Here is a 19,503-nt window from a genome sequence, read left to right as displayed (position 1 = left end):
GGGGCCCGACGCGGGCCTATCCAAGCAGGTGCAGTCAACCGCACGAGAATGACAGTCGCTACCCCGCAATCTTCGAGAAATCCGCAACCGCCCCCGTGGCGGAGCGGATGAGCCCCAGCAATGCCAGGCGGTTGGCACGGATCGCTGTGTCCTCGTCATTCACCAGGACATCATCGAAGAATTGATCGACCGGCTCACGAAGTTTCGACAACGCCGCCATGGCCGAGCGGAAGTCCTCCTTGACGATCGCGTCGCGGGCATCGCCGGTCGCGACCTTGATCGATGCGTGGAGGGTCCTCTCGGCATCGAGCTTGAAGAGCCGCTCGTCGACGGAAGCGGCGACTTCCGTGCCCTTCTTCTCCTCAGCCGCCAGGATCTGCGTTGCGCGCTTGGTGCCCGCCAGCAGGTTCTTGCCCTCCTCGGCGGTGATGAAGGCCGTCAGCGCCTCGACACGCCGCGCGATCAGCAGCAGGTCGTCGGCGTCCGCGGCCAATACCGCGTCGATCAGATCGTAACGTGCGCCAAGATCACGCAGATAGACCTTCAGCCGGTCATGGAAAAAGGCGAGAAGATCGGTAGCAATATCGCCGGCAACCTCGGGCCTCTGCTCCTTGAGCCCAGCGAGCGCAATTTCGAAAACAGGTCGGAGCGGCAGGCGCGTCTTGCCTTCCAGGATGAGCCGGATCACGCCGAGCGCGGCACGGCGCAGCGCATAGGGGTCCTTCGAGCCCGTCGGCTTTTCGTCGATCGCCCAGAAGCCGGCAAGGGTGTCGAGTTTGTCGGCAAGCGCAACGGTTACGGCAACGGGATCGGCCGGTACGCGGTCGGACGGTCCCTGGGGCTTGTAGTGGTCCTCGATTGCATTGGCGACGGCGGATGTCTCGCCCTGCAGCACCGCATATTTGTGACCCATGATGCCCTGAAGCTCGGGGAACTCCCCGACGGCTTCGGTCCGCAAATCCGCCTTGGCCAGCACGGCGGCGCGGTCGACCTGAGTAATGTCCGCACCAGTCACCTTCGTGAGTTCTGCGGCCAGTGAGCGGATGCGAGCGACGCGTTCGCCCTGCGTGCCGAGCTTGGCGTGGAACGTCACGTTCAACGCGTCGAGCTTTGCCATGCGCTGGTCGAGCGGCTTCCTGAGGTCGAGCCCGAATTTCTTCGCGGACAGCTCGAGCGTTTCGAGATCGGGCAGGTTGCCCTGGTCCCGCTTCCAGAAATGCGCCGCGTCCGAGAGGCGCGCGCGCACGACCTTGCCGTTGCCGTGGACGATTTCCTTGCCGCCGTCCTTGGCCTCGATGTTCGACACGAGGATGAATTTGTTCGACAGCGTCTCGGCGCCCGGCTCGCGCGTGACGAAGCACTTCTGGTTGGTCTTGATCGTCAGGCGGATGATTTCCGACGGGATTTCGAGATAGCTCTCCTCAAAACTTCCCATCAGCACTTGCGGCCACTCGACAAGGCCCGACACTTCCTCGAGCAGACCCTCGTCCTCGACGAGTTCAAGGCCGCTGGCGAAGGCGACGTTGTGGGCGTCGGCGGAGATGATCTGCTTGCGGCGCTCGGCATCGATCACGACCTTCGCCCTTTCGAGCTTCTCAGCGTAATCGGCAAACCGGCGAACGGCGATCGGCTCAGGCGCATGGAAACGGTGGCCATAGGTCACGTTGGAGGCGACGATACCGTCGACCTCGAACGGAACAACCCTGGTTTCCTCCGTCTCCGAACCGAAGGTGCAGACGATCGACTGGAGCGGGCGCACCCAGCGCAGGCTTCCGGGCTTCGCTGAGGCGGCACCGGAACGCATTGATTTCGGCCAGGGGAAATTGCGGATGATCCCCGGCATTATCTCGGCGATGATCTCCTCGGCGTCCCGGCCTGGCTTGAGAATATGGGCGACATAAAAGTCGCCCCTCTTTGGATCGCTGTGGACATGGGCCTCGCTGATCGACGAGAGGCCCGCACCGCGCAGGAAGCCCTCAATCGCCTTTTCGTTGGCGTCGGTGCGCGGCCCCTTGCGCTCCTCGCGAATATCGGCAGACCGCGCATTCAGGCCGCGGATATCGAGCGTCAGCCGGCGCGGCGTCCAATATTCACGCGCGCCCTCATAGGTCAGACCCGCCTCGACCAACGCATCCGTCACGAGCTTCTTCAGGTCGCCCGCCGCCTTGCGCTGCATGCGGGCGGGGATTTCTTCGGAGCGCAGTTCGATAAGAAGATCAGGCATAGGACTCTGGACTTTGTTCTGTTCCGGACGGTTGCGGCGGACTTAGCAAGCTCCGATGAAAAAGTCACCAAGCCCGGCAAGGAAATTGGCCTGTAGCGACGGCACTACCAGCCGCCACCGCCACCACCACCGCCGCCGCCGCCGGAAAAGCCACCACCGGTGGAAAAGCCCGAGGACGAGCTCTTGGGCGGCGGCGGCAGGGACGACGTCATGGTGTCCGCCATCGAACCGGCGAACCCGCCGATCCTGTCGCCGAAGGAACCAGGGCCAAAGGAATCGCCGTGATACCAGCTCGGCTGATAGGCAGCGGCAGCAGCGGCGCCCGCGGACGCGGCAAGCAGCCAGCGGTCGAATGTCTCCGTCCATGGCTTCTCGACGCCAAGCGCCACGGCATAGGGGAGCAGCGTCTCGAAGTGCCGGGGCGACATTTCCGGCGCGCCCTGGAGGTTCATCCGGTCCTTCTCGGCGAGCGTCATGTATTGCCGCAGCCCGTCGATCCCGTCCATCATCCGGGTGCCGAGCGGCGTCGGGGCCCCCATCAGGAAGAAGAAAAGCACATTTACCAGCACGATACCGCCAACCGCGAAGAGCAGCGGCAGGTCGTCCGCGCCAGTCGCCGAGAAAACTATGGCAGCCAGGACTCCGGAAAATATCGTAAGGAACACGAAGGCGAAGAAGGCGAGGAGCACGATCGACATGATCCGGCGCGCGAGGCTCGACCCGCGCCGCAACGACTTGCCAAAGGAGACGGCGAAAATCGAGACGAAAAAGGCGATGAAGACCGGCACGATGACCAGCGGAATGCTTTCCTCGCCAAGATCGCCAAAGATGAAGAGCGCGGCCAAGGCAAGCAGCGAAAGCACGACGCCGCCGACAATATATGCGATGTTGGCGCGGTAGTACTTGCCGCGGTGTTCCCGCTCCATCGAACTGCGGAAGGCAGACCCCGCCGCCTCGACCGTCTTGCCGTTCGCCCGATCGATCGTGAGCTTGCCGCCCGCAGTCCCAACCGCCTTCATCAGCGCCGCCTCGCCGATCGGCAGCTTTTCGGCACCCGCCTTGCCCGTCGCGGTGATGACGATCGCCTTCTTGAGGTCGTCAAGGACAACATGGCCCTTGACCGCCAGGTTGAGCGCGGCGGCCGACAGCGCGGTCCATCCCTCGCCGGAGAATCCCTTGTTGTCGATATAGTTGACGAGCGCCGGCGAAATGCCATCCGGCGCGTCCCAGCGCGGTACCATCACGCCCCGCTCCGGATCACGACCGACGCGCACCCAGGCGCGTCCGTAGTAGAGCGCGACAACGACAAGGCCCGCACCGGCAATGACCAGAGCCAGATGGTCGCGCAGCCACCAGATGTTTTCCTCGGATGCGCTTGGCCGGTCGATGCTGCCCTTCGGCAGCTTGACGGCGATCGTCAGGCCTTCCCGCGGGCGCAGCCGACGTGTCGTCGCGAAGAAGATCTCGTCCCCCTCCTCGACCGCGCGTGCATCCTTGCCCGTTGCGCCATAACCGCCGGTAAACACGTCGAGCGCTTCGGATTTCACGCCCCTCGGCAAGGTGACGGTGGCGGTTGCCTCCTCGATCGGGAAGGCCCACTCGGTTCCGGTCACATTCCAATAAAGTTCGTCGTGATCGTCGAAGAAACGTATCTGCCGGCTTGTCTCATAGGTGATCTGGAACGTGTGTTCCCCGCGCGGCAGGAACACGTCGGCCTCGCCGGTATAGATGCGGATACCCCCGTCGATCGATTCGGTGCGGTAGCTCTCCTTCTCGCCGTCGCGTTCCACGGAGATGAGATCGAAGTCGACCTTGCTGCGCCGGCCGCGCGCATCGGCGAAGGTCAGCGGGAAATCGCGATAGATGCCGCGCCGGATCTGGTTGCCCTCGACATTGGCCTTGATCGTCTCGGTCACGGTGAGCGTTCCGTCCTTTGCGACCTCGATGACCGAATGGAACGACGAGATAAACTCTTGCGCGGCTACGGTGAGTGGCCAAACAAGGACGAGAAGAACAAACGCAAGCGCTGCGGAAAACCGCTTCATCGCAATTTCCTTCTCCGCATCGTCAGAACTTGACCGATGGCACCGCCCGGTCCGCTTCGTTGGCAATCTCGAAATAACCGGCCTTGGCAAAGCGGAAGGCATTGGCGATCAGATTGGACGGGAAGCTTTCGACCTTCACGTTAAGGTCACGGGCAGCGCCGTTGTAATAGCGCCGGGACATCTGGATCTCGCCTTCGATCGTCTCAAGCGTGCGCTGGAGCTCCGCAAAATTCTCGTTGGCCTTGAGATCCGGATAGGCTTCCGCGAGCGCAAAGAGCTTGCCGAGCGCCTGTGAAAGAGCGCCTTCGACGGCGGCCCGGCCGGCAACGTCGCCCTGCGGCATGGCCTGCGCTCGATTGCGCAACGCGACGACTTCTTCAAGCGTCGACTTTTCGTGCTCCGCATAGCCCTTCACCGTTTCGATCAGGTTGGGGATCAGATCCGCGCGCCGCTTCAATTGCACATCGATGCCGGACCACGCCTCTTCGGTGACCTGCCGCGCCTTGACGAGGCCGTTGTAGACAAAAACCAGATAAAGGATCACCGCGACGCCGATTGCCAGTCCGATCATGAAAGCCCCTCCTTGAGAATCCGCCAGAGATTAGCACCGGCTTTCCGGCTTGAAAGGCATTTTTTGCAATCAAAGCAACGGGCGGCCACAAAGTTGCGAGCGGCTCGCCTGGCCTGCGCGAGCTCGATTTCCTTACATCGGAATCGACCACTGGCTGCAACTACAAAGCTGTTCCGCCGGGAACGGCGCTGAAACCAAAGATAGGCGAAATTCGCCTCATCGGCCAACTCAAGACGAAAAGCCCAGGACCATGAAAACGCTCGCAACCCACATCAACGTAATCGCCTTCCTGGCCCTCTTCGTTGCCTATGCGAGCGGAGCCCAGGGCGACAGGCCGAACGGCGTGCGCCGTGCCCTGCAGACTTATGGCGGCCAGTTGTCGGCGGAGATATATCCGGTCGCAGGTCTGCTGTTGACGGATACGCGCCGATGCGCCCGAGGCCCGTGCCGCTAACGATCTTTCGATCGAAACGGGCGGAGGCCGGCGACCTCGTCCACTATGCTGCTTCCCTGCTCCAGTTGGCGCCGCCGGCGTCGGTCAGCAGGAACGCCTCGCCGCAAGCCTTTGCCAGCGTGCGGACGCGCAGGATATAGCTCTGGCGCTCCGTCACGGAAATCACACCGCGCGCATCCAGCAGATTGAAGACGTGGCTCGCCTTGATGCACTGGTCATAGGCGGGGAAGACGCATTTATGCAGGCGATTGTTGCTGCTGTCACCGGGTGCGCCGGCCGCCAGCAGTGCCAGGCACTCCTTCTCGGCATCGATGAAATGCTGATGGAGCATCGCCGTGTTGGCATATTCGAAATTGTATCGGGAATATTCCTGCTCGGCCTGCAGGAAAACGTCGCCATAGCTGATCTTCTCGGCGCCCTCGCGGCCGTTGAAGTTCAGGTCGTAAACATTGTCGACGCCCTGGACATACATGGCGAGGCGCTCGAGGCCATAGGTCAGCTCGCCGGAAACGGGCGAGCACTCGATGCCGCAGACCTGCTGGAAATAGGTGAACTGCGACACTTCCATGCCGTCGCACCAGCACTCCCAACCGAGACCCCAGGCGCCAAGCGTCGGGCTCTCCCAATCGTCCTCGACGAAGCGGATGTCGTGCAGCAGCGGGTCGAGGCCGATCGCGCGCAGCGAGCCGAGATAGAGTTCCTGCAGGTTCGACGGGTTCGGCTTCAGGAGCACCTGGTACTGGTAATAGTGCTGAAGCCGGTTCGGGTTCTCGCCATAGCGCCCGTCGGTCGGGCGGCGCGACGGCTGGACGTAAGCCGCACGCCACGGTTTCGGTCCAAGCGCACGCAGCGTCGTCGCCGGATGAAACGTACCGGCGCCAACCTCCATGTCGTAGGGCTGGAGCACAGCGCAGCCCTTATCGGCCCAATAGTTGTGCAACGTCAGGATCAGGGCCTGAAAGGAGCGCTTTGGGTTCATATGGTCCGGGAGGGAGGCGGTGGTCATAGGATCACGTCCGAATTCTTCGAAATTTGCCGGACAGGTGCCATGCCACAAAGCAAGGGTCAAGCGTCTTACCTAATCCGCGTCAGGGATGAGGCATGCGTCTTTCACTCGTCATCGCGCTTCAGGCGGTATTCTCCGGTCTTCGGATCCTTGACAAGAGTTCCATTGGCGCCGGTCTGCTGTTCGCGGCGCAGGCGCTCGCGCTGCCGCGCCAGCTTTTCGGCGTCGGCGATGAATTTCCGATAACCGAGCCAGGCGATAATACCGATGATCACGAGCAGGATGAGCTGCGGCATTGTTCCTCCTCTGCACGCTTCCTCCGATTCCGGCGAAGCGATACAGCCTCTCAAAGTTCTACTTCCACCTGATGCGCCTGACCAGACGCGAGGGGTGGAGCAGCGCGCCTAAAGCGCGTCGCCTTCAATCGGACTCATGCGATGCGCCTTAGGTCATGCTCTTATGCATGTCGTTGTCCCAAAACCGCTACACACTTTTGGGCGACATGCACTAGAGCCCGTACCGCGCCCACAGCGCCCTTTCCTCAAGCGCTTCGGCAAGCCCCGCCGCCGCGGATGCCGCCAGGGGTGCTGCGATCGCGGCGGCAACGGCCGCGCCCGGCTGGCGGCGGCCGAAGAGGCTGCGCGCCGGCTGGATCAATTCGAGCCGCGTTTTTGCGCCATAGCGTCTTCTCACCTCTCCGCGCATATCGCCAAGTGCGTCGACAAGGCCGAGTTCCTGCCCACGCCGACCGGTCCAGAAAAGGCCGGAGAAGATATCGGGATGATCAGCCAGAAGGGTTCCCCGGCGGGTCTTGACCATCTGGATGAACGTGTCGTGGATCTCAAGCTGCAAGCTCTTGAGAAACTCGACGTCGCGCTCCTTTTCCGGCTGGAACGGATCGAGCACCACCTTGTTTTCACCCGCCGTGTAGACGCGACGCTCGACACCGATCTTCTTCAGGAGTTCGGGAAACCCGAATCCACCGGAAACGACGCCGATCGAGCCGACAATCGAGGTCGGATCGGCGATGATCTCATCGCCGGCAAGCGCGATCATGTAGCCGCCGGACGCAGCCACGTCTTCGACGAAGATGAGGACGCGCTTCTTCTTTTCTTCCGCGAGATCGCGGATGCGCTGGTAAATCAGGCGCGACTGCACCGGCGAGCCGCCCGGCGAGTTGATGGAGATGGCAACCGCCGGCGCATCCTTGACCGAGAAGGCCTTGTCCAGAAGCGGGGCCACAGTCGCAAGGTTGAGAACCGGGCGAAACTGGCCGCCGCCGGCCATGATCGCTCCGTGAAGCCGGATCGCCGGGATCGTCAATCCCTCCCCGCGGAACCGCTTCGGCACCAGCCTTTTCAAGAATCCGGCCATTTCAACTCCTGCCCGTCATAAACCTGTTCTGCATGTATGCACTGCCGTCGCAAACACAATGCCTCGTTTTTTCGCTTACGTTTTATCACCGACGGCGGTAAGCGGCCCGCCCATTGTTGAGGTCATCCACTTCCGGAGAAAACCGGTGTGTTCCCTCGTCGTGCATGATGAGCGGCGCGCGCAGAGCCAATCGCTTTCGGCTCTGCTTGATCGCCGTCACGAGGATGCGCACGGCGTTCTCGCCCGCGCGCGGGAGAAGCGGCGTGATCTCGATACCGCCGAAACGCCGACCGCATGCCGCGATGATCTCGGCGATCGACTCCGGCCGGGCAATGAGAGACAGCTGCCCGCCTGGTTTCATGATCGCCCCTGCGGTCTTGATCCAGGCCTCGAAAAGATCGTCGGTCATCGCGTGGGCCTCGGCCTTGAGGCTGTCCGGCGTCTTCCGGTCCGCGGCATCGTTGAACGGCGGGTTCATGATGACATGATCGAAGGCATCATCCGGCAGACCCGCGGCGGTGCGCGCCTTGCCGTTCAGCGACACGTCCGCCTCGAGCACCGAGACCCTCGAAGCGAAATATGCGTTCTGCGGCAGTGCGAGACTGCGGCGAGCGAAACCGGCCATGACGGCCGAACGCTCCACCAGGAGCACGTCAGCCTCCTCGAGCCTCGAGGCGACCGCCATGCCGGCGGCTCCTGCACCGGCGCCGAGATCGGCCACGCGGCAGCGATCGCGGCAGGAAACGAGCGAGGCGAGGAGCATCGCATCCATTCCCGAGCGATGCCCCTGGCCCAGCGGCTGAATCAAGTGAAATCGGCCGCGGTGGAAGGCATCCACGGTTTCCGGCATCGCCGTCATTGCACCGCCCCTCCATAAGGAAGGTCGCAAGTGGTTCCCGGAAAAGCCGAAATCACTGCCGCAATTCCTTTTCCAGGCCCGCATCGATCAGGATCCGCCTCGCCTTCTCGGCATCATCCTCAGCAACCATGAAACGGCGCGGCAAAAGTCCAAGCGAGCCCTCCAAAATACTCATTCCCTGATCGGCAATAAGGCAGCCGATTCCGGCATCCTTCATCAGGCTTTCGGCGAAGGAGAGGAGTACGGCGTCGTTGGTGCGGATCAGTTCCTTCATTCGGCTCGGTTTTCCTGTCTTATTTCAAGCACGCGAGGCAATTCGCCTCTTGCCGCCTGAAAGCCCTCTTTCTATTGTCGAAATCGACGATGAAACAGGAGTCCGGGCGTTGGGCGTAGTGATACCGCTGGAAGACAATAAAAACAAACAGGCGTCTGTGAAGCCGCTCGTCGACCTGACCATGTCCGACATGGAACGGGTCAATCAATTGATCCTGTCCAAGGCCGGCTCCGATGTCCAGATGATCCCGGAGGTCGCCAACCACCTGATTTCGTCCGGCGGCAAACGCCTGCGCCCCATGCTCACGCTCGCCGCCGCCTCGCTGTTCGGCTACGAGGGCGACGCCCACGTCAAGCTCGCAACTAGCGTCGAATTCATGCATACGGCGACACTGCTGCACGACGACGTCGTGGACGAAAGCGACCTCAGGCGTGGCAAATCGACGGCGCGCACGATCTGGGGCAACCAGGCAAGCGTGCTCGTTGGCGACTTCCTGCTCGGTCAGGCGTTCCGCATGATGGTCGATGTCGGCTCGCTCGAGGCCCTCGACGTGCTTTCGACGGCGGCCTCGGTCATTGCGGAAGGCGAAGTCCTGCAGCTTTCGGTCGCCAAGAACATGGAGACAACCGAAGACGACTACCTGCAGGTGATCCGCGCCAAGACGGCGGCACTCTTCGCGGCGGCGGCGGAAGTCGGACCGATCGTCGCGGCAACCAGCAATGCGAACCGCAAGGCGCTGAAGTCCTACGGCATGAACCTCGGCTTGGCCTTCCAATTGGTCGACGACGTGCTCGACTACGGCGGCTCTTCGAGCGAACTCGGCAAGAATGTCGGCGATGATTTCCGTGAAGGCAAGATCACGCTGCCGGTCATCCTCTCCTATCGCCGCGGTACGCCGGAAGACCGCACCTTCTGGCGCGAAGCCATCGAAGGAGGAAACAGCGACGGTGCCAATCTTGAAAAGGCGCTCGGCCTCATCCGGCGCTATGGCGGGCTGAGCGACACGATTGCGCGTGCGCAGCATTATGGCACAATCGCGCGTGACGCATTGGCGCCGTTGCCGGCTTCTCCCTGGAAATCAGCGCTGATAGAGGTGATCGATTTTTGCATCGATCGAGTAAGCTAGACCGGCGGACAATTCCATATTAGGAATTTCTTGCCGCGTTGCGCCAAAAAAGCCATTCTGTTCCTCAAGACTTGCTTCCGGCAATCTCTGATCGATCCGGAACAACCAGCGACGGTGAAGCAAAACGCACCGTCGGCAATGAAAGGTTTGATATGCGGCAAAATACATTCCTTCGCCTTCTTAGCAGCGCAGCACTGCTTGCTTTCGCATCAGTGTCCGGCAGCTATCAGGCTTTTGCCGAGGAAAAGGCGGCCGTCGAAGACACGAAGCCTTTCGACATCAGATCGGTCGACACCTTTTCCGGCGCATTTCTCGCCGCCCGCACGGCCGATGTGGATCGCGACTTCGCATCAGCAACCGAGCTCTACAAGATTGCCCTGCGGTTGGAACCGGACAACAACGACGTCAAGCAGCGGCTGATGATCACGCTGCTCATGGCAGGCAAGCTTGATGAGGGCGTCAAGATCGCCGACGACCTCAAGTCCGATCCGGCCGTCGAACGGATCACGACGGTGGTCCGTGCCATCGAGGCGATCCGCAAGCGCGAATACCGCAGCGCCCAGAAGCTCCTCGCCTATGACGGCCCGAACGATCTCGACCGGCTGATGAATACGCTTCTGTCCTCCTGGGCGAAGTTCGGCCAGGGGCGGCCGAAGGAAGCGCTCGCGCAGATCAAGGCGCTTGAGGGCCCGGAATGGTTCCGTGTCTTCAAGAACTATCACGCCGGCGCGATCGCGCTTGCCGCCGGCGACAAGGCAACGGCACGCGCACGGCTCAACGACGCCATTCTCGACCGAGAAGGCGGCAGCGCCGCCCCGGACACATTCATGCGTTCGGTCGAGGCACTGGCACGCTTCGAGGCTCGCGAGGGTAACAAGCAAAAGGCGCTCGACACGATTGCCGTCGGCGAAGGTATGGTCAACAACTACACGCCGCTCGAGGCGCTGAGAAAGAGCATCGAGGAAGGCAAGCCTCAGGAACAGCAGGTTCGCACCGCCGTACAAGGCGCCGCCGCCGTGCTCTTTTCCGTCGGAGGCGCACTCAATCGCGAAGGCGCGGAAGACGTCGTTTCGCTTTATCTGCAGACTGCACGCCAGCTCGATCCGGAAAGTGCCGACATCCTCGTCATGCTCGGCGGCATTGCCGAAAACCTGAAGAAGCAGGATGAAGCGATTGCGCTTTACAAGAGCGTGCCGGAAGGTTCTCCGATGCGCCGCCTTTCCGAGCTCCAGCTTGGCCTTAGCCTTGCCAGCGTCGGCAAGGTCGATGAGGCCAAGAAGCACCTGAGAGCGCTGATCGACGTCGATCCGAAGAATATCCGCAACTATCTCGCCTATGGCAGCGTTCTGTCGGACGCCAAGGATTACAAGGAGATGGGCGAAGTCTACGACCGCGCCGTGGCGGCCATCGGTCCGGTACCGAAACGCGGCGACTGGACCGTGTTCTTCCAGCGCGGCATCGCCTACGAGCGGCAGAAGATCTGGGAGAAGGCCGAGCCGAATTTCCGCAAGGCGCTGGAGCTCAATCCGGACCAGCCGCAGGTCCTGAACTATCTCGGCTACTCCTGGGTCGACATGAACATTAACCTCGACGAGGGCCTAAACATGATCCGCAAGGCCGTTGAGCTCAAGCCCGACGACGGCTACATCGTCGATTCGCTCGGATGGGCCTATTTCCGGATGAACCGGTTCGACGATGCGGTAACAGAACTCGAGCGGGCGGCCGAGCTGATGGCGGGCGATGCCACGATCAACGACCACCTCGGCGATGCCTACTGGCGGGTCGGACGCAAGCTCGAAGCGGTATTCCAGTGGAATCAGGCACTGGAATTGAAGCCCGAGGAAGCAGAAATTCCGAAGATCAAGGCAAAGATCGAAAACGGCTTGCCGCCCGTCAAGCCGCAGGTTCCTGCCGCGGCCGACGCCAAGGAGTTGCCGAAGAAGACGGGGCCCGCGACGCCGGGCAAGAAATCCTGAGAATATGCATTTGGACGGCATTCCGGGCTTCGCGCTGACATGCGCGGCGCCCGCCAAGATCAATCTGGCGCTGCATGTCGTCGGCCAGCGCGCCGACGGCCACCATCTTCTCCAAAGCCTCGTTACCTTCGCGGATTGCGGCGACCGGATCGGGCTTGCGTCGGCTGACGCCGACCGCTTCACGGTGTCCGGGCGCTTTGCGGACGGGTTGCCGCTTTCGGCGGAGAAAACGGGCGGCAATCTGGTGCTGCGCGCGCGCGACCTGCTGCGAAGAGACCTGATGTCACGAGGCATCGCCGCCGGTCCGGTCCATCTCCATCTCGAAAAGAACCTGCCGGTGGCCTCCGGCATTGGCGGCGGTTCGGCGGATGCGGCGGCAACGCTTCGTGGTCTCCTTACACTGTGGGGCGCGTCCGTGGAGCCGGCAAGGCTCGGTGCCGTTGCGCTCGAACTCGGGGCGGATGTGCCGATGTGCCTCGATGGCCGGCCGCTTCTCGCCGAGGGAATCGGCGAGGAGATCACCGCCCTTCCTGATCTCCCATCCTTTGCAATCGTTCTCGTCAATCCGCTGGTCGCCGTCTCGACGCCGATGATCTTCCGGACGCTCGTAAACAAGGTGAATCCACCGCTCGGCCTGCCGAAAGGCATGAACACGGCGGCGGAATGGTTGTCGGCGATGGGCGATATGCGCAACGATCTGGAGGCGCCGGCGCGGAGGCTCGTTCCGGTGATCGAGGAGGTGTCCGTTAGCCTGAAGGCGGCGGGCGCCACGCTTGTGCGCATGTCCGGCTCCGGCGCCACCTGCTTCGGGCTGTTCGACAGCGACGAAAGCGCGCATCGGGCCGCCGAGCGTATTTCCGCCAGCCATCCGGAATGGTACGTTTGCGCCGCGCGAACTACACGGAGAGATTAGCACCCAATGCCAGGCATCGACGAAGGCCGTCCCTTCATTCCCGTCGGCATTGCCGTGCTCACGGTGTCCGACAGCCGTACGCGCGCCGACGACAGGTCAGGCGACACGCTTGAGGCGCGCATACGCGCGGCCGGCCATCGGCTCGAAGCACGGGAGATCGTCACCGACGACCGGCAGAAGATCTACGATCAGGTGAAGGCCTGGACGCTGGACGAGGCGATCGACGTGGTCATTACCACCGGAGGCACCGGCTTCACCGGCCGCGACGTGACGCCGGAGGCGCTTGAGCCACTGTTCGAAAAGCGCATGGACGGCTTTTCCGAAGTGTTCCACCGGATCTCTTACGAGAAGATCGGCACGTCGACGATCCAGTCGCGAGCCACCGGTGGCGTTGCCAACGCCACATTCATCTTCGTCCTGCCCGGATCACCGGGCGCCTGCAAGGACGCATGGGACGGCATCCTGAAACAACAGCTCGACTATCGGCACATGCCCTGCAATTTCGTTGAAATCATGCCGCGGCTGGACGAGCACCTCAAACGCGGCTGATTGCGTCCCGCAGTCCTTGTCTCGATATTTTTCCTCATCCAACTGCGGGTTGTTCCCAACGAAACAGCCGGGCTCGATCAAGCCCGGTACATTTCTCACCGTCAGCCGGCGTTGGGGGTGGCCGAAGGCGAGACCCATCTCAAGCGCAGCGAAGACAAATCTTCCGACGACACGGGCGGGGGAAGAGCAGGATATATACGACGTGCCGTCCTCCGGATTGCATGGCAAGCCATTTTCGCTAGCAAGGTCATTTGAGAGCCGCTTCGGGGGGTGCCGCGGACAAGACAGGCACCCCATTCTTGCAGTAGCAAGCGACTACTCCGCAGCCGGCCGATTGCCGGCCGCCACCCAGGCGGGAACAAGCTCAGTCGACAGTTTGCGCACCGCACGAACATTGACCATGTCGCTGAGCCGCATATTCGCGCGGGCGACGGCGATTGCATCTCGCTTCTGCATCAGGAATCCCGTCTCAAGCGGGCGTGCCCTGCGCGAGAGACGACTTAACAGCGGACGGCGATGCATTCGTGAGGGAGAGAACCGCGCCGGGTTTCTGTTGAGCGACACATATTCGAGAAGCTCGTCCACCCATCTTCCGGTCGGTCGTGCGCCCGGCTCCAGGAGCATTACCCATTCCCCCCGGGCAGAACGGACAATGTCGCCCAAATCCCAATCGACACAGAAACGGCACCCGGCAGCATCGGCGACGCGCGACGAACCGTCCTTTGAACCGTGATCGAGAATGATGACGTCGCTGACGAGGCCCTCCACAGCGCCGGCAACAAGCACGGACAGCGTCTGCGCAAGCTCGGCCTCGTTGTCCCGTGTTTCCATGATGATCGTCAGCATAGTCGTTCCTACCGCATTGCACTCACAAATGCTACAGCCATCGGGGTCGCCCGCTTCGCCGCTCCGGTGCGATCTTCCGTCGCTCAAATTCTAAAGATTTGTTCTTGCTTTGTTCTCGCTTCTGCGATAGGAAAATAATCAGGACGAAACGAAGCCCCGTCTCTTCCGAGGAGATATCGATGACCGAGCTGTCTCAATTGAGGCAGGGCGCCTTTGCGCCCGCCAACACCGCGGACAAGGCCGAAGCAATGATCAAGGGGACGGGCCTGAGGATCGACATCGATCGCCGGCGTGGCCGCGGCGCGGGCCTGAACATGTCCGGCCGCTTCGAACCGCAATCGCGTGAGGTCTTCGACGACGGTTGGGAGAGCATCGAGGAACTGCCGCCCTTCAAGACGGAAGTCCAGGTCGAGAAGCCACGTGCGGTTATCACGCGCAACGAATCTCCGGACATTGGTTTCGACCGCTCGATCAATCCTTACCGCGGTTGCGAGCACGGCTGCATCTACTGTTTCGCGCGCCCGACCCATGCCTATATGGGCCTCTCGGCGGGCCTCGATTTCGAGTCCAAAATTTTCGCCAAGCCCGATGCCCCGCGTCTGCTGGAACGGGAGTTGGCGAGGCCCGACTATAAGGTTCGTCCGATCGCGATCGGCACCAATACCGACCCCTACCAACCGATCGAGAAGGAATGGCGGATCATGCGCCAGATCCTCGAAGTGTTGAAGGCGGCAAACCACCCTGTGATGATCGTCACCAAGTCGGCCATGGTGACACGCGACATCGATCTGCTTGCCCCGATGGCGGAAATGGGATTGGCGCGGGTCGGCATTTCGGTGACCACGCTCGATCGAAAACTGGCGCGCACGATGGAACCGCGGGCATCGACGCCGGCAAAGCGGCTCGAGGCGATCCGCGCCATCTCGGATGCAGGTATTCCCGCCGGTGTTCTGGTTTCACCGATCATCCCGGCGCTGAACGACCATGAGATCGAGCGCGTGCTCGATTCGGCGAAGGCGGCGGGCGCGTCGGAAGCGAGCTACGTGCTGTTGCGGCTGCCACTCGAGGTAAGCCCGCTCTTTCGCGATTGGCTGCTGCGGAATTATCCGGACCGCTACCGCCACGTCATGTCGCTGATCCGCTCCATGCGTGGCGGCAAGGACTATGACGCCGAGTTCGGCAAGCGCATGAAAGGGGCTGGCCCCTATGCCTGGCAGATCGGCCGGCGCTTCGAGCTTGCTGCCAAGCGCCTGGGGCTCAACCTGACGCGCCGGCAATTGCGCAATGACGTCTTCGTGCCGCCACTCGGAATGGGAGTTCAACTGTCACTGCTTTAGGTCAGCGCACCCCCTGAGACTTCTCGCCAAATACAAGCCGATCTCCTCTCCGACAGGAGTTCGATAGCATCGTTCAAGCAAAATCTCGGTTCCGGCGCCCTCCCCTGCCTCGTGATGGCGCTGGTTTTCCTCCCGGTTACCGCCGCACTCGTACCGGGGGGCTTGAAGGGAATCGGGCGAATATGCGAGGGTCCCCGCATGTCACGTCGCAATTCGCCCGATTCCCCACTCTTTCCCATCGAGCTGCCCGTCCCTGATTTCGGCTTCGAGCTTGCCGCCCGCCGCGATGGTTTTTGGCCTGTCGCCGGCGCGGACGAGGCGGGGCGGGGACCCTTGGCCGGCCCCGTCGTTGCTGCGGCGGTCATTCTCGATCCGGACGCCATTCCGAATGGTCTGAACGACAGCAAGCTCCTGAGCGCCGAGCAGCGCGAAGCACTATTTGAGCAAATTCTCGCGACGGCGACGGTGTCGATCGCCTCGTCTTCGGCGACACGCATCGACACGACCGATATTCTCAAGGCAAGCCTCGACGCGATGCGGCGGGCCGTCGATGGTCTTTCCACGACCGCGCGTTTCCTGCTCGTCGACGGCCGTGATGTTCCGCCGGGAATTTCCTGCCACGCCAAAGCGATCATCAAAGGCGATTCCCGGTCGATGTCGATCGCTGCTGCATCGATCGTCGCCAAGGTGACTCGCGATCGGATGATGGCGCGCGCCGATGTCACTTTCCCGGCCTATGGCTTCGCCATTCATGCCGGCTATGCCACCACAAAGCATCGAAACGCCATCGACAGCCACGGCCCCTGCTCGCTGCACCGAATGAGTTTCCGGCCCTTTCGCCAGGTTTGATGCCTTCGACCAGCAATCGACAGGTGGCGCGCCAGAGCATTTTGCAGTCAGGTGAAATCACCTGACGTCGCGCAAATGCGGCAAAAGCAAACGGATAAAGCGGTGGCGCGAACGCACGTAAGCGCATCCCGCGCTATAACGCGGCCCGTCTTCGAGACGCGCAAAGATGGCTGCAGCACATTGAATTGGCCGCCGAGCGAGCTTCCCCCCAAGGGTTGGACTGGCGCCGCGATAACTCCCCTCGCCGTCGACGTGCGGCAATCGCTCGCCTCAGACACTCGCGGCATGCAAAAACCCCCGAAAGTGGAGGTCCAACTTTCGGGGGTCAATTCGCGAGGTGACGCCTTCTTTGAATTTTCAGATCGTTGCCGTCTCAGTTGAGCCGAGTCTTGACCTCGCCGAGCGCCTTCTTGAACAGCGTATCCTGCGCATCGGCATCGGTCTTGGTCGACAAGACCTTCTCTGCGGCGCTGATCGCCAGATCAACGGCTGCCGAACGGACCGCATTGATCGCGTCGCTTTCGGCCTGCTTGATCTTCTGTTCGGAAAGTGCCGTGCGGCGCGCGACATATTCCTCGGTCTTCTGCTTGGCTTCCGCCGTCAGCATTTCCGCTTCCCGCTGCGCGGCGGCAACGATGCTGGCGGCCTCGGCCTCAGCGTCCTTGCGCTTGCGCTGATACTCGGCCACCAGGCTCTGGGCCTCTTCGCGCAGGCGCTTGGCTTCCGCCAGTTCGTTGCCGATCTTGTTGGCGCGAGCGTCGAGCGCGCTGGCCATCATCCCCGGAACCTTCAGATAGGCGATGAGGGCCAGGAAGAGGATCAGGCCGATAAGGGCGTAGAAAGTAGCATCAAGTGCCATCGTTCATTGTTCCTCAGTTGCCTGCCGATGCCTTGACGGCGGCAGCGATCTCGGCCTTGGTGACGGTTCCACCGATCAGTTGCTTGACGACCGCGGTTGCCGTTTCCTCGGCGATCGCGCCGACATCGGCGAGCGCCTTGGACTTGATATCGGCAATGCGCGTTTCAGCGGCGGTGATCTTCTTCGCCAAGTCGGCCTCAACCGCAGTCCGGTCGGCGCTGGCCTTCGCCTTGGCAGCCTCGCGTGCCGTATCGGCGATCGAATGGCCCTTGGCCTTGGCGGTTGCCAGTTCCTGCTCGTAGGACGCGATCGCAGCGTCGGCTTCGCCTTTGAGGCGGGACGCTTCATCCAGGTCCTGAGCGATCCGGTCGTGGCGGGTCTCGAGAATGCCGCCAATACGCGGAATGATGACCTTCGACATCAATAGATAGAAGAGGCCGAACGTGATCGCGAGCCAAAGCAACTGCGATGCGAAATGGCTCGAATCGAAGGGCGGGAACACGCCCGTGCCGTGTTCGCCTTCGGGGGCCACACCCGTTTCGGTGTGCACCTCGCCGGCTGCAGCGGGTTCGTGCGCTTCGCCTTCAGTGGTGGTTGACTGGGCATAAGCCGCGGTCACAAACATGCTCACCTCCAGGTGCACTCAAGAATATGCGTGACCGCGGCCCCTGCTGGAGGCCGCGGTCAAAACTTCGGTCCGTATTAGACGGCGAAGAGGAGGAGCAGGGCTACGAGTAGCGAGAAGATGCCCAGAGCTTCCGTAACGGCGAAGCCGAATACGAGGCGGCCGAACTGGCCGTCAGCAGCCGACGGATTGCGCAGAGCGCCGGACAGGTAGCTGCCGAAGATGTTGCCGAGGCCGAGAGCCGTGCCGGCCATACCAAGGCATGCAAGACCTGCACCGATGAACTTTGCTGCTTCCGCTTCCATGATTGACTCCTTCGAATGGTGTTGCGGCTTAGATTTGCGCTTCCGGCGGCTTGTCCGACCGGAAGCCAGCGACTGTTATTCCCTAGTGGCTTCCCGGATGGACGGCGTCGTTGAGGTACATGCAGGTCAGCACCGCAAAGACATAGGCCTGGAGGAAGGCGACCAGGAATTCAAGACCGGTGAGAGCGACGGTCATGAGGAGCGGCAGGACCGCGCCGCCGATGCCGAGCGCGCCAAACGCGCTGAGCGAGGCGACGAAGCCTGCGAAGACCTTCAGCGTGATGTGGCCGGCCAGCATGTTGGCGAAGAGACGGACCGAGAGGCTGATCGGACGGGAAAGGAACGAGATGACTTCGATCGACACCACCAGCGGCAGAAGCGCACCCGGCACCCCATGCGGCACGAAAAGCTTAAGGAAGCTCAGGCCGTGCTTATAGAAGCCGTAGAGAATGACCGTGCCGATCACGAAGACGGCGAGTGCGAAGGTAACGATGATCTGGCTGGTGACGGTGAAGAAATAGGGAAACATGCCGAGCAGGTTCGCCGTCAGGATGAACATGAACAGCGAGAACACCATCGGGAAGAATTTCATCCCGTGGCTTCCGGCGCCCTCGCGCAGCATCGAGGCGATGAATTCATAGGACATTTCCGAGACCGACTGCATGCGCGTCGGGATCAGGCCGCGCTGCGAGGTCGTCAGATAGAGAAAGCCGGCAGCCGCACCGACGGTCGCGACCATGAACAGCGACGCATTGGTGAACGAAAAGTCAATTCCGCCAATCTCGATCGGGACAATCTTGTTGACCAGGAACTGGTGGGTCGGATCGTTTGACACCGCGCTTCTCTTTCGTTTTGCCCGCCCGCGAGCGGAAATCGTGTTCATTCGGGCAACGCCTCAGGCGCCATCCCCGTCCTTCTTGTCATTTCCAGGGCTGCGTCTTCCCTGGTCCGGCGTTGCCACCAGCCCGGCCGACCGCAGCACATTCAAGACGCCGGCACAGAACCCGAGAAGCAGCAAGACGATCATGCCCCACGGCCCTGTACCCGCAAAGTGGTCCAAAAGATAGCCCAGAAACGCCCCGACCACGATGCCGGCGATGAACTCGCTCGAGAGCTTCATCGCCGCCGCGTAGCCTTGCCGACTTTCCGCAGCGCGCGTCTCGACGTCGTCCGACTTGTCCGTCCGCTTGGACGCGATGTCGTCGCCAAGGCGCTTCAGCCGCGCTTCCAGACTTTCTTCCGGCTTCTCCGTCACATGGCTCCCCTTTGCAGTCCCCACGCGGTCTTAAACGCGATCTCGGTCATACAAAC

At 61.9% G+C, this 19,503-nt stretch carries 21 protein-coding genes; 7 read left to right on the top strand and 14 right to left on the bottom strand.

Annotated features, from left to right (window positions below; genetic code table 11):
* Positions 1-58: 58 nt before the first annotated feature.
* The 3 genes from glyS to QA637_RS02325 form a co-directional block, all read right to left on the bottom strand.
* Complete coding sequence (glyS, locus tag QA637_RS02335) at positions 59-2,224, bottom strand: glycine--tRNA ligase subunit beta (RefSeq protein WP_283063172.1); 2,166 nt, start codon at positions 2,222-2,224, stop codon at positions 59-61.
* A 104-nt stretch (positions 2,225-2,328) separates the two neighbouring features.
* Positions 2,329-4,269, bottom strand: coding sequence for a DUF2207 domain-containing protein (locus QA637_RS02330; RefSeq protein ID WP_283063170.1), 1,941 nt, complete (start codon positions 4,267-4,269; stop codon positions 2,329-2,331).
* Positions 4,270-4,291: 22 nt separating this feature from the next.
* On the bottom strand, positions 4,292-4,840 hold the full coding sequence (locus QA637_RS02325) for a LemA family protein (RefSeq protein WP_283063169.1): 549 nt from the start codon (positions 4,838-4,840) through the stop codon (positions 4,292-4,294).
* Positions 4,841-5,090: 250 nt separating this feature from the next.
* On the opposite strand from QA637_RS02325, the gene QA637_RS02320 reads away from it, so the two are divergent.
* Positions 5,091-5,294 carry a hypothetical protein gene (locus QA637_RS02320; RefSeq protein ID WP_283063168.1) on the top strand — a complete coding sequence of 68 codons (204 nt, stop codon included), beginning with the start codon at positions 5,091-5,093 and terminating at the stop codon, positions 5,292-5,294.
* 43 nt (positions 5,295-5,337) lie between these two features.
* Here QA637_RS02320 and QA637_RS02315 read toward each other — a convergent pair whose 3' ends face one another.
* From QA637_RS02315 to QA637_RS02295, 5 genes are all read right to left on the bottom strand, one after another.
* Complete coding sequence (locus tag QA637_RS02315; protein ID WP_153438100.1) at positions 5,338-6,300, bottom strand: glycine--tRNA ligase subunit alpha; 963 nt, start codon at positions 6,298-6,300, stop codon at positions 5,338-5,340.
* A 104-nt stretch (positions 6,301-6,404) separates the two neighbouring features.
* Positions 6,405-6,596: a hypothetical protein gene (locus tag QA637_RS02310; protein WP_153438102.1), complete on the bottom strand. Its 192-nt coding sequence runs from the start codon at positions 6,594-6,596 to the stop codon at positions 6,405-6,407.
* Between the two features lie 211 nt (positions 6,597-6,807).
* A complete protein-coding gene (locus tag QA637_RS02305; protein WP_283063166.1) occupies positions 6,808-7,674 on the bottom strand; it encodes a S49 family peptidase in 867 nt (288 codons plus the stop codon).
* 85 nt (positions 7,675-7,759) lie between these two features.
* Positions 7,760-8,533: a tRNA1(Val) (adenine(37)-N6)-methyltransferase gene (locus QA637_RS02300; protein ID WP_283063164.1), complete on the bottom strand. Its 774-nt coding sequence runs from the start codon at positions 8,531-8,533 to the stop codon at positions 7,760-7,762.
* Between the two features lie 52 nt (positions 8,534-8,585).
* Complete coding sequence (locus QA637_RS02295; protein WP_283063162.1) at positions 8,586-8,807, bottom strand: putative signal transducing protein; 222 nt, start codon at positions 8,805-8,807, stop codon at positions 8,586-8,588.
* Between the two features lie 109 nt (positions 8,808-8,916).
* On the opposite strand from QA637_RS02295, the gene QA637_RS02290 reads away from it, so the two are divergent.
* From QA637_RS02290 to moaB, 4 genes are all read left to right on the top strand, one after another.
* Complete coding sequence (locus QA637_RS02290) at positions 8,917-9,933, top strand: polyprenyl synthetase family protein (RefSeq protein ID WP_153438109.1); 1,017 nt, start codon at positions 8,917-8,919, stop codon at positions 9,931-9,933.
* A gap of 152 nt (positions 9,934-10,085) precedes the next feature.
* A complete protein-coding gene (locus tag QA637_RS02285) occupies positions 10,086-11,909 on the top strand; it encodes a tetratricopeptide repeat protein (RefSeq protein WP_153438111.1) in 1,824 nt (607 codons plus the stop codon).
* A 4-nt stretch (positions 11,910-11,913) separates the two neighbouring features.
* Entirely contained in the window at positions 11,914-12,822 is a 909-nt protein-coding gene (locus tag QA637_RS02280) for a 4-(cytidine 5'-diphospho)-2-C-methyl-D-erythritol kinase (RefSeq protein WP_283063158.1), read from the top strand.
* Between the two features lie 6 nt (positions 12,823-12,828).
* A complete protein-coding gene (gene moaB, locus QA637_RS02275; protein ID WP_153438115.1) occupies positions 12,829-13,371 on the top strand; it encodes a molybdenum cofactor biosynthesis protein B in 543 nt (180 codons plus the stop codon).
* 315 nt (positions 13,372-13,686) lie between these two features.
* On the opposite strand, the gene QA637_RS02270 is transcribed toward moaB, so the two are convergent.
* Positions 13,687-14,217: a glycosyltransferase family protein gene (locus QA637_RS02270; protein ID WP_283063156.1), complete on the bottom strand. Its 531-nt coding sequence runs from the start codon at positions 14,215-14,217 to the stop codon at positions 13,687-13,689.
* A 179-nt stretch (positions 14,218-14,396) separates the two neighbouring features.
* On the opposite strand from QA637_RS02270, the gene QA637_RS02265 reads away from it, so the two are divergent.
* Together QA637_RS02265 and QA637_RS02260 are read left to right on the top strand one after the other, a co-directional pair.
* On the top strand, positions 14,397-15,554 hold the full coding sequence (locus QA637_RS02265) for a PA0069 family radical SAM protein (protein ID WP_283063154.1): 1,158 nt from the start codon (positions 14,397-14,399) through the stop codon (positions 15,552-15,554).
* 198 nt (positions 15,555-15,752) lie between these two features.
* Positions 15,753-16,403: a ribonuclease HII gene (locus QA637_RS02260; RefSeq protein WP_283063152.1), complete on the top strand. Its 651-nt coding sequence runs from the start codon at positions 15,753-15,755 to the stop codon at positions 16,401-16,403.
* 373 nt (positions 16,404-16,776) lie between these two features.
* Here the strand turns inward: QA637_RS02260 and QA637_RS02255 are convergent, their stop codons facing one another.
* From QA637_RS02255 to QA637_RS02235, 5 genes are all read right to left on the bottom strand, one after another.
* Entirely contained in the window at positions 16,777-17,262 is a 486-nt protein-coding gene (locus QA637_RS02255) for a F0F1 ATP synthase subunit B (RefSeq protein WP_153438124.1), read from the bottom strand.
* A gap of 13 nt (positions 17,263-17,275) precedes the next feature.
* Positions 17,276-17,887 carry a F0F1 ATP synthase subunit B gene (locus tag QA637_RS02250; protein WP_153438126.1) on the bottom strand — a complete coding sequence of 204 codons (612 nt, stop codon included), beginning with the start codon at positions 17,885-17,887 and terminating at the stop codon, positions 17,276-17,278.
* A 77-nt stretch (positions 17,888-17,964) separates the two neighbouring features.
* Positions 17,965-18,192, bottom strand: a complete 228-nt coding sequence (locus tag QA637_RS02245) for a F0F1 ATP synthase subunit C (protein ID WP_012707029.1) — start codon at positions 18,190-18,192, stop codon at positions 17,965-17,967.
* 82 nt (positions 18,193-18,274) lie between these two features.
* On the bottom strand, positions 18,275-19,027 hold the full coding sequence (locus tag QA637_RS02240) for a F0F1 ATP synthase subunit A (protein WP_184108444.1): 753 nt from the start codon (positions 19,025-19,027) through the stop codon (positions 18,275-18,277).
* A 60-nt stretch (positions 19,028-19,087) separates the two neighbouring features.
* Positions 19,088-19,447, bottom strand: a complete 360-nt coding sequence (locus QA637_RS02235) for an AtpZ/AtpI family protein (protein ID WP_136507290.1) — start codon at positions 19,445-19,447, stop codon at positions 19,088-19,090.
* Positions 19,448-19,503: the final 56 nt, after the last annotated feature.

It is taken from the genome of Sinorhizobium terangae (assembly GCF_029714365.1).
Classification (GTDB): Bacteria; Pseudomonadota; Alphaproteobacteria; order Rhizobiales; family Rhizobiaceae; genus Sinorhizobium; species Sinorhizobium terangae.
The sequence above is the reverse complement of the archived record's forward strand: the minus strand, read 5'-3'. Positions and strand labels throughout refer to the sequence as shown.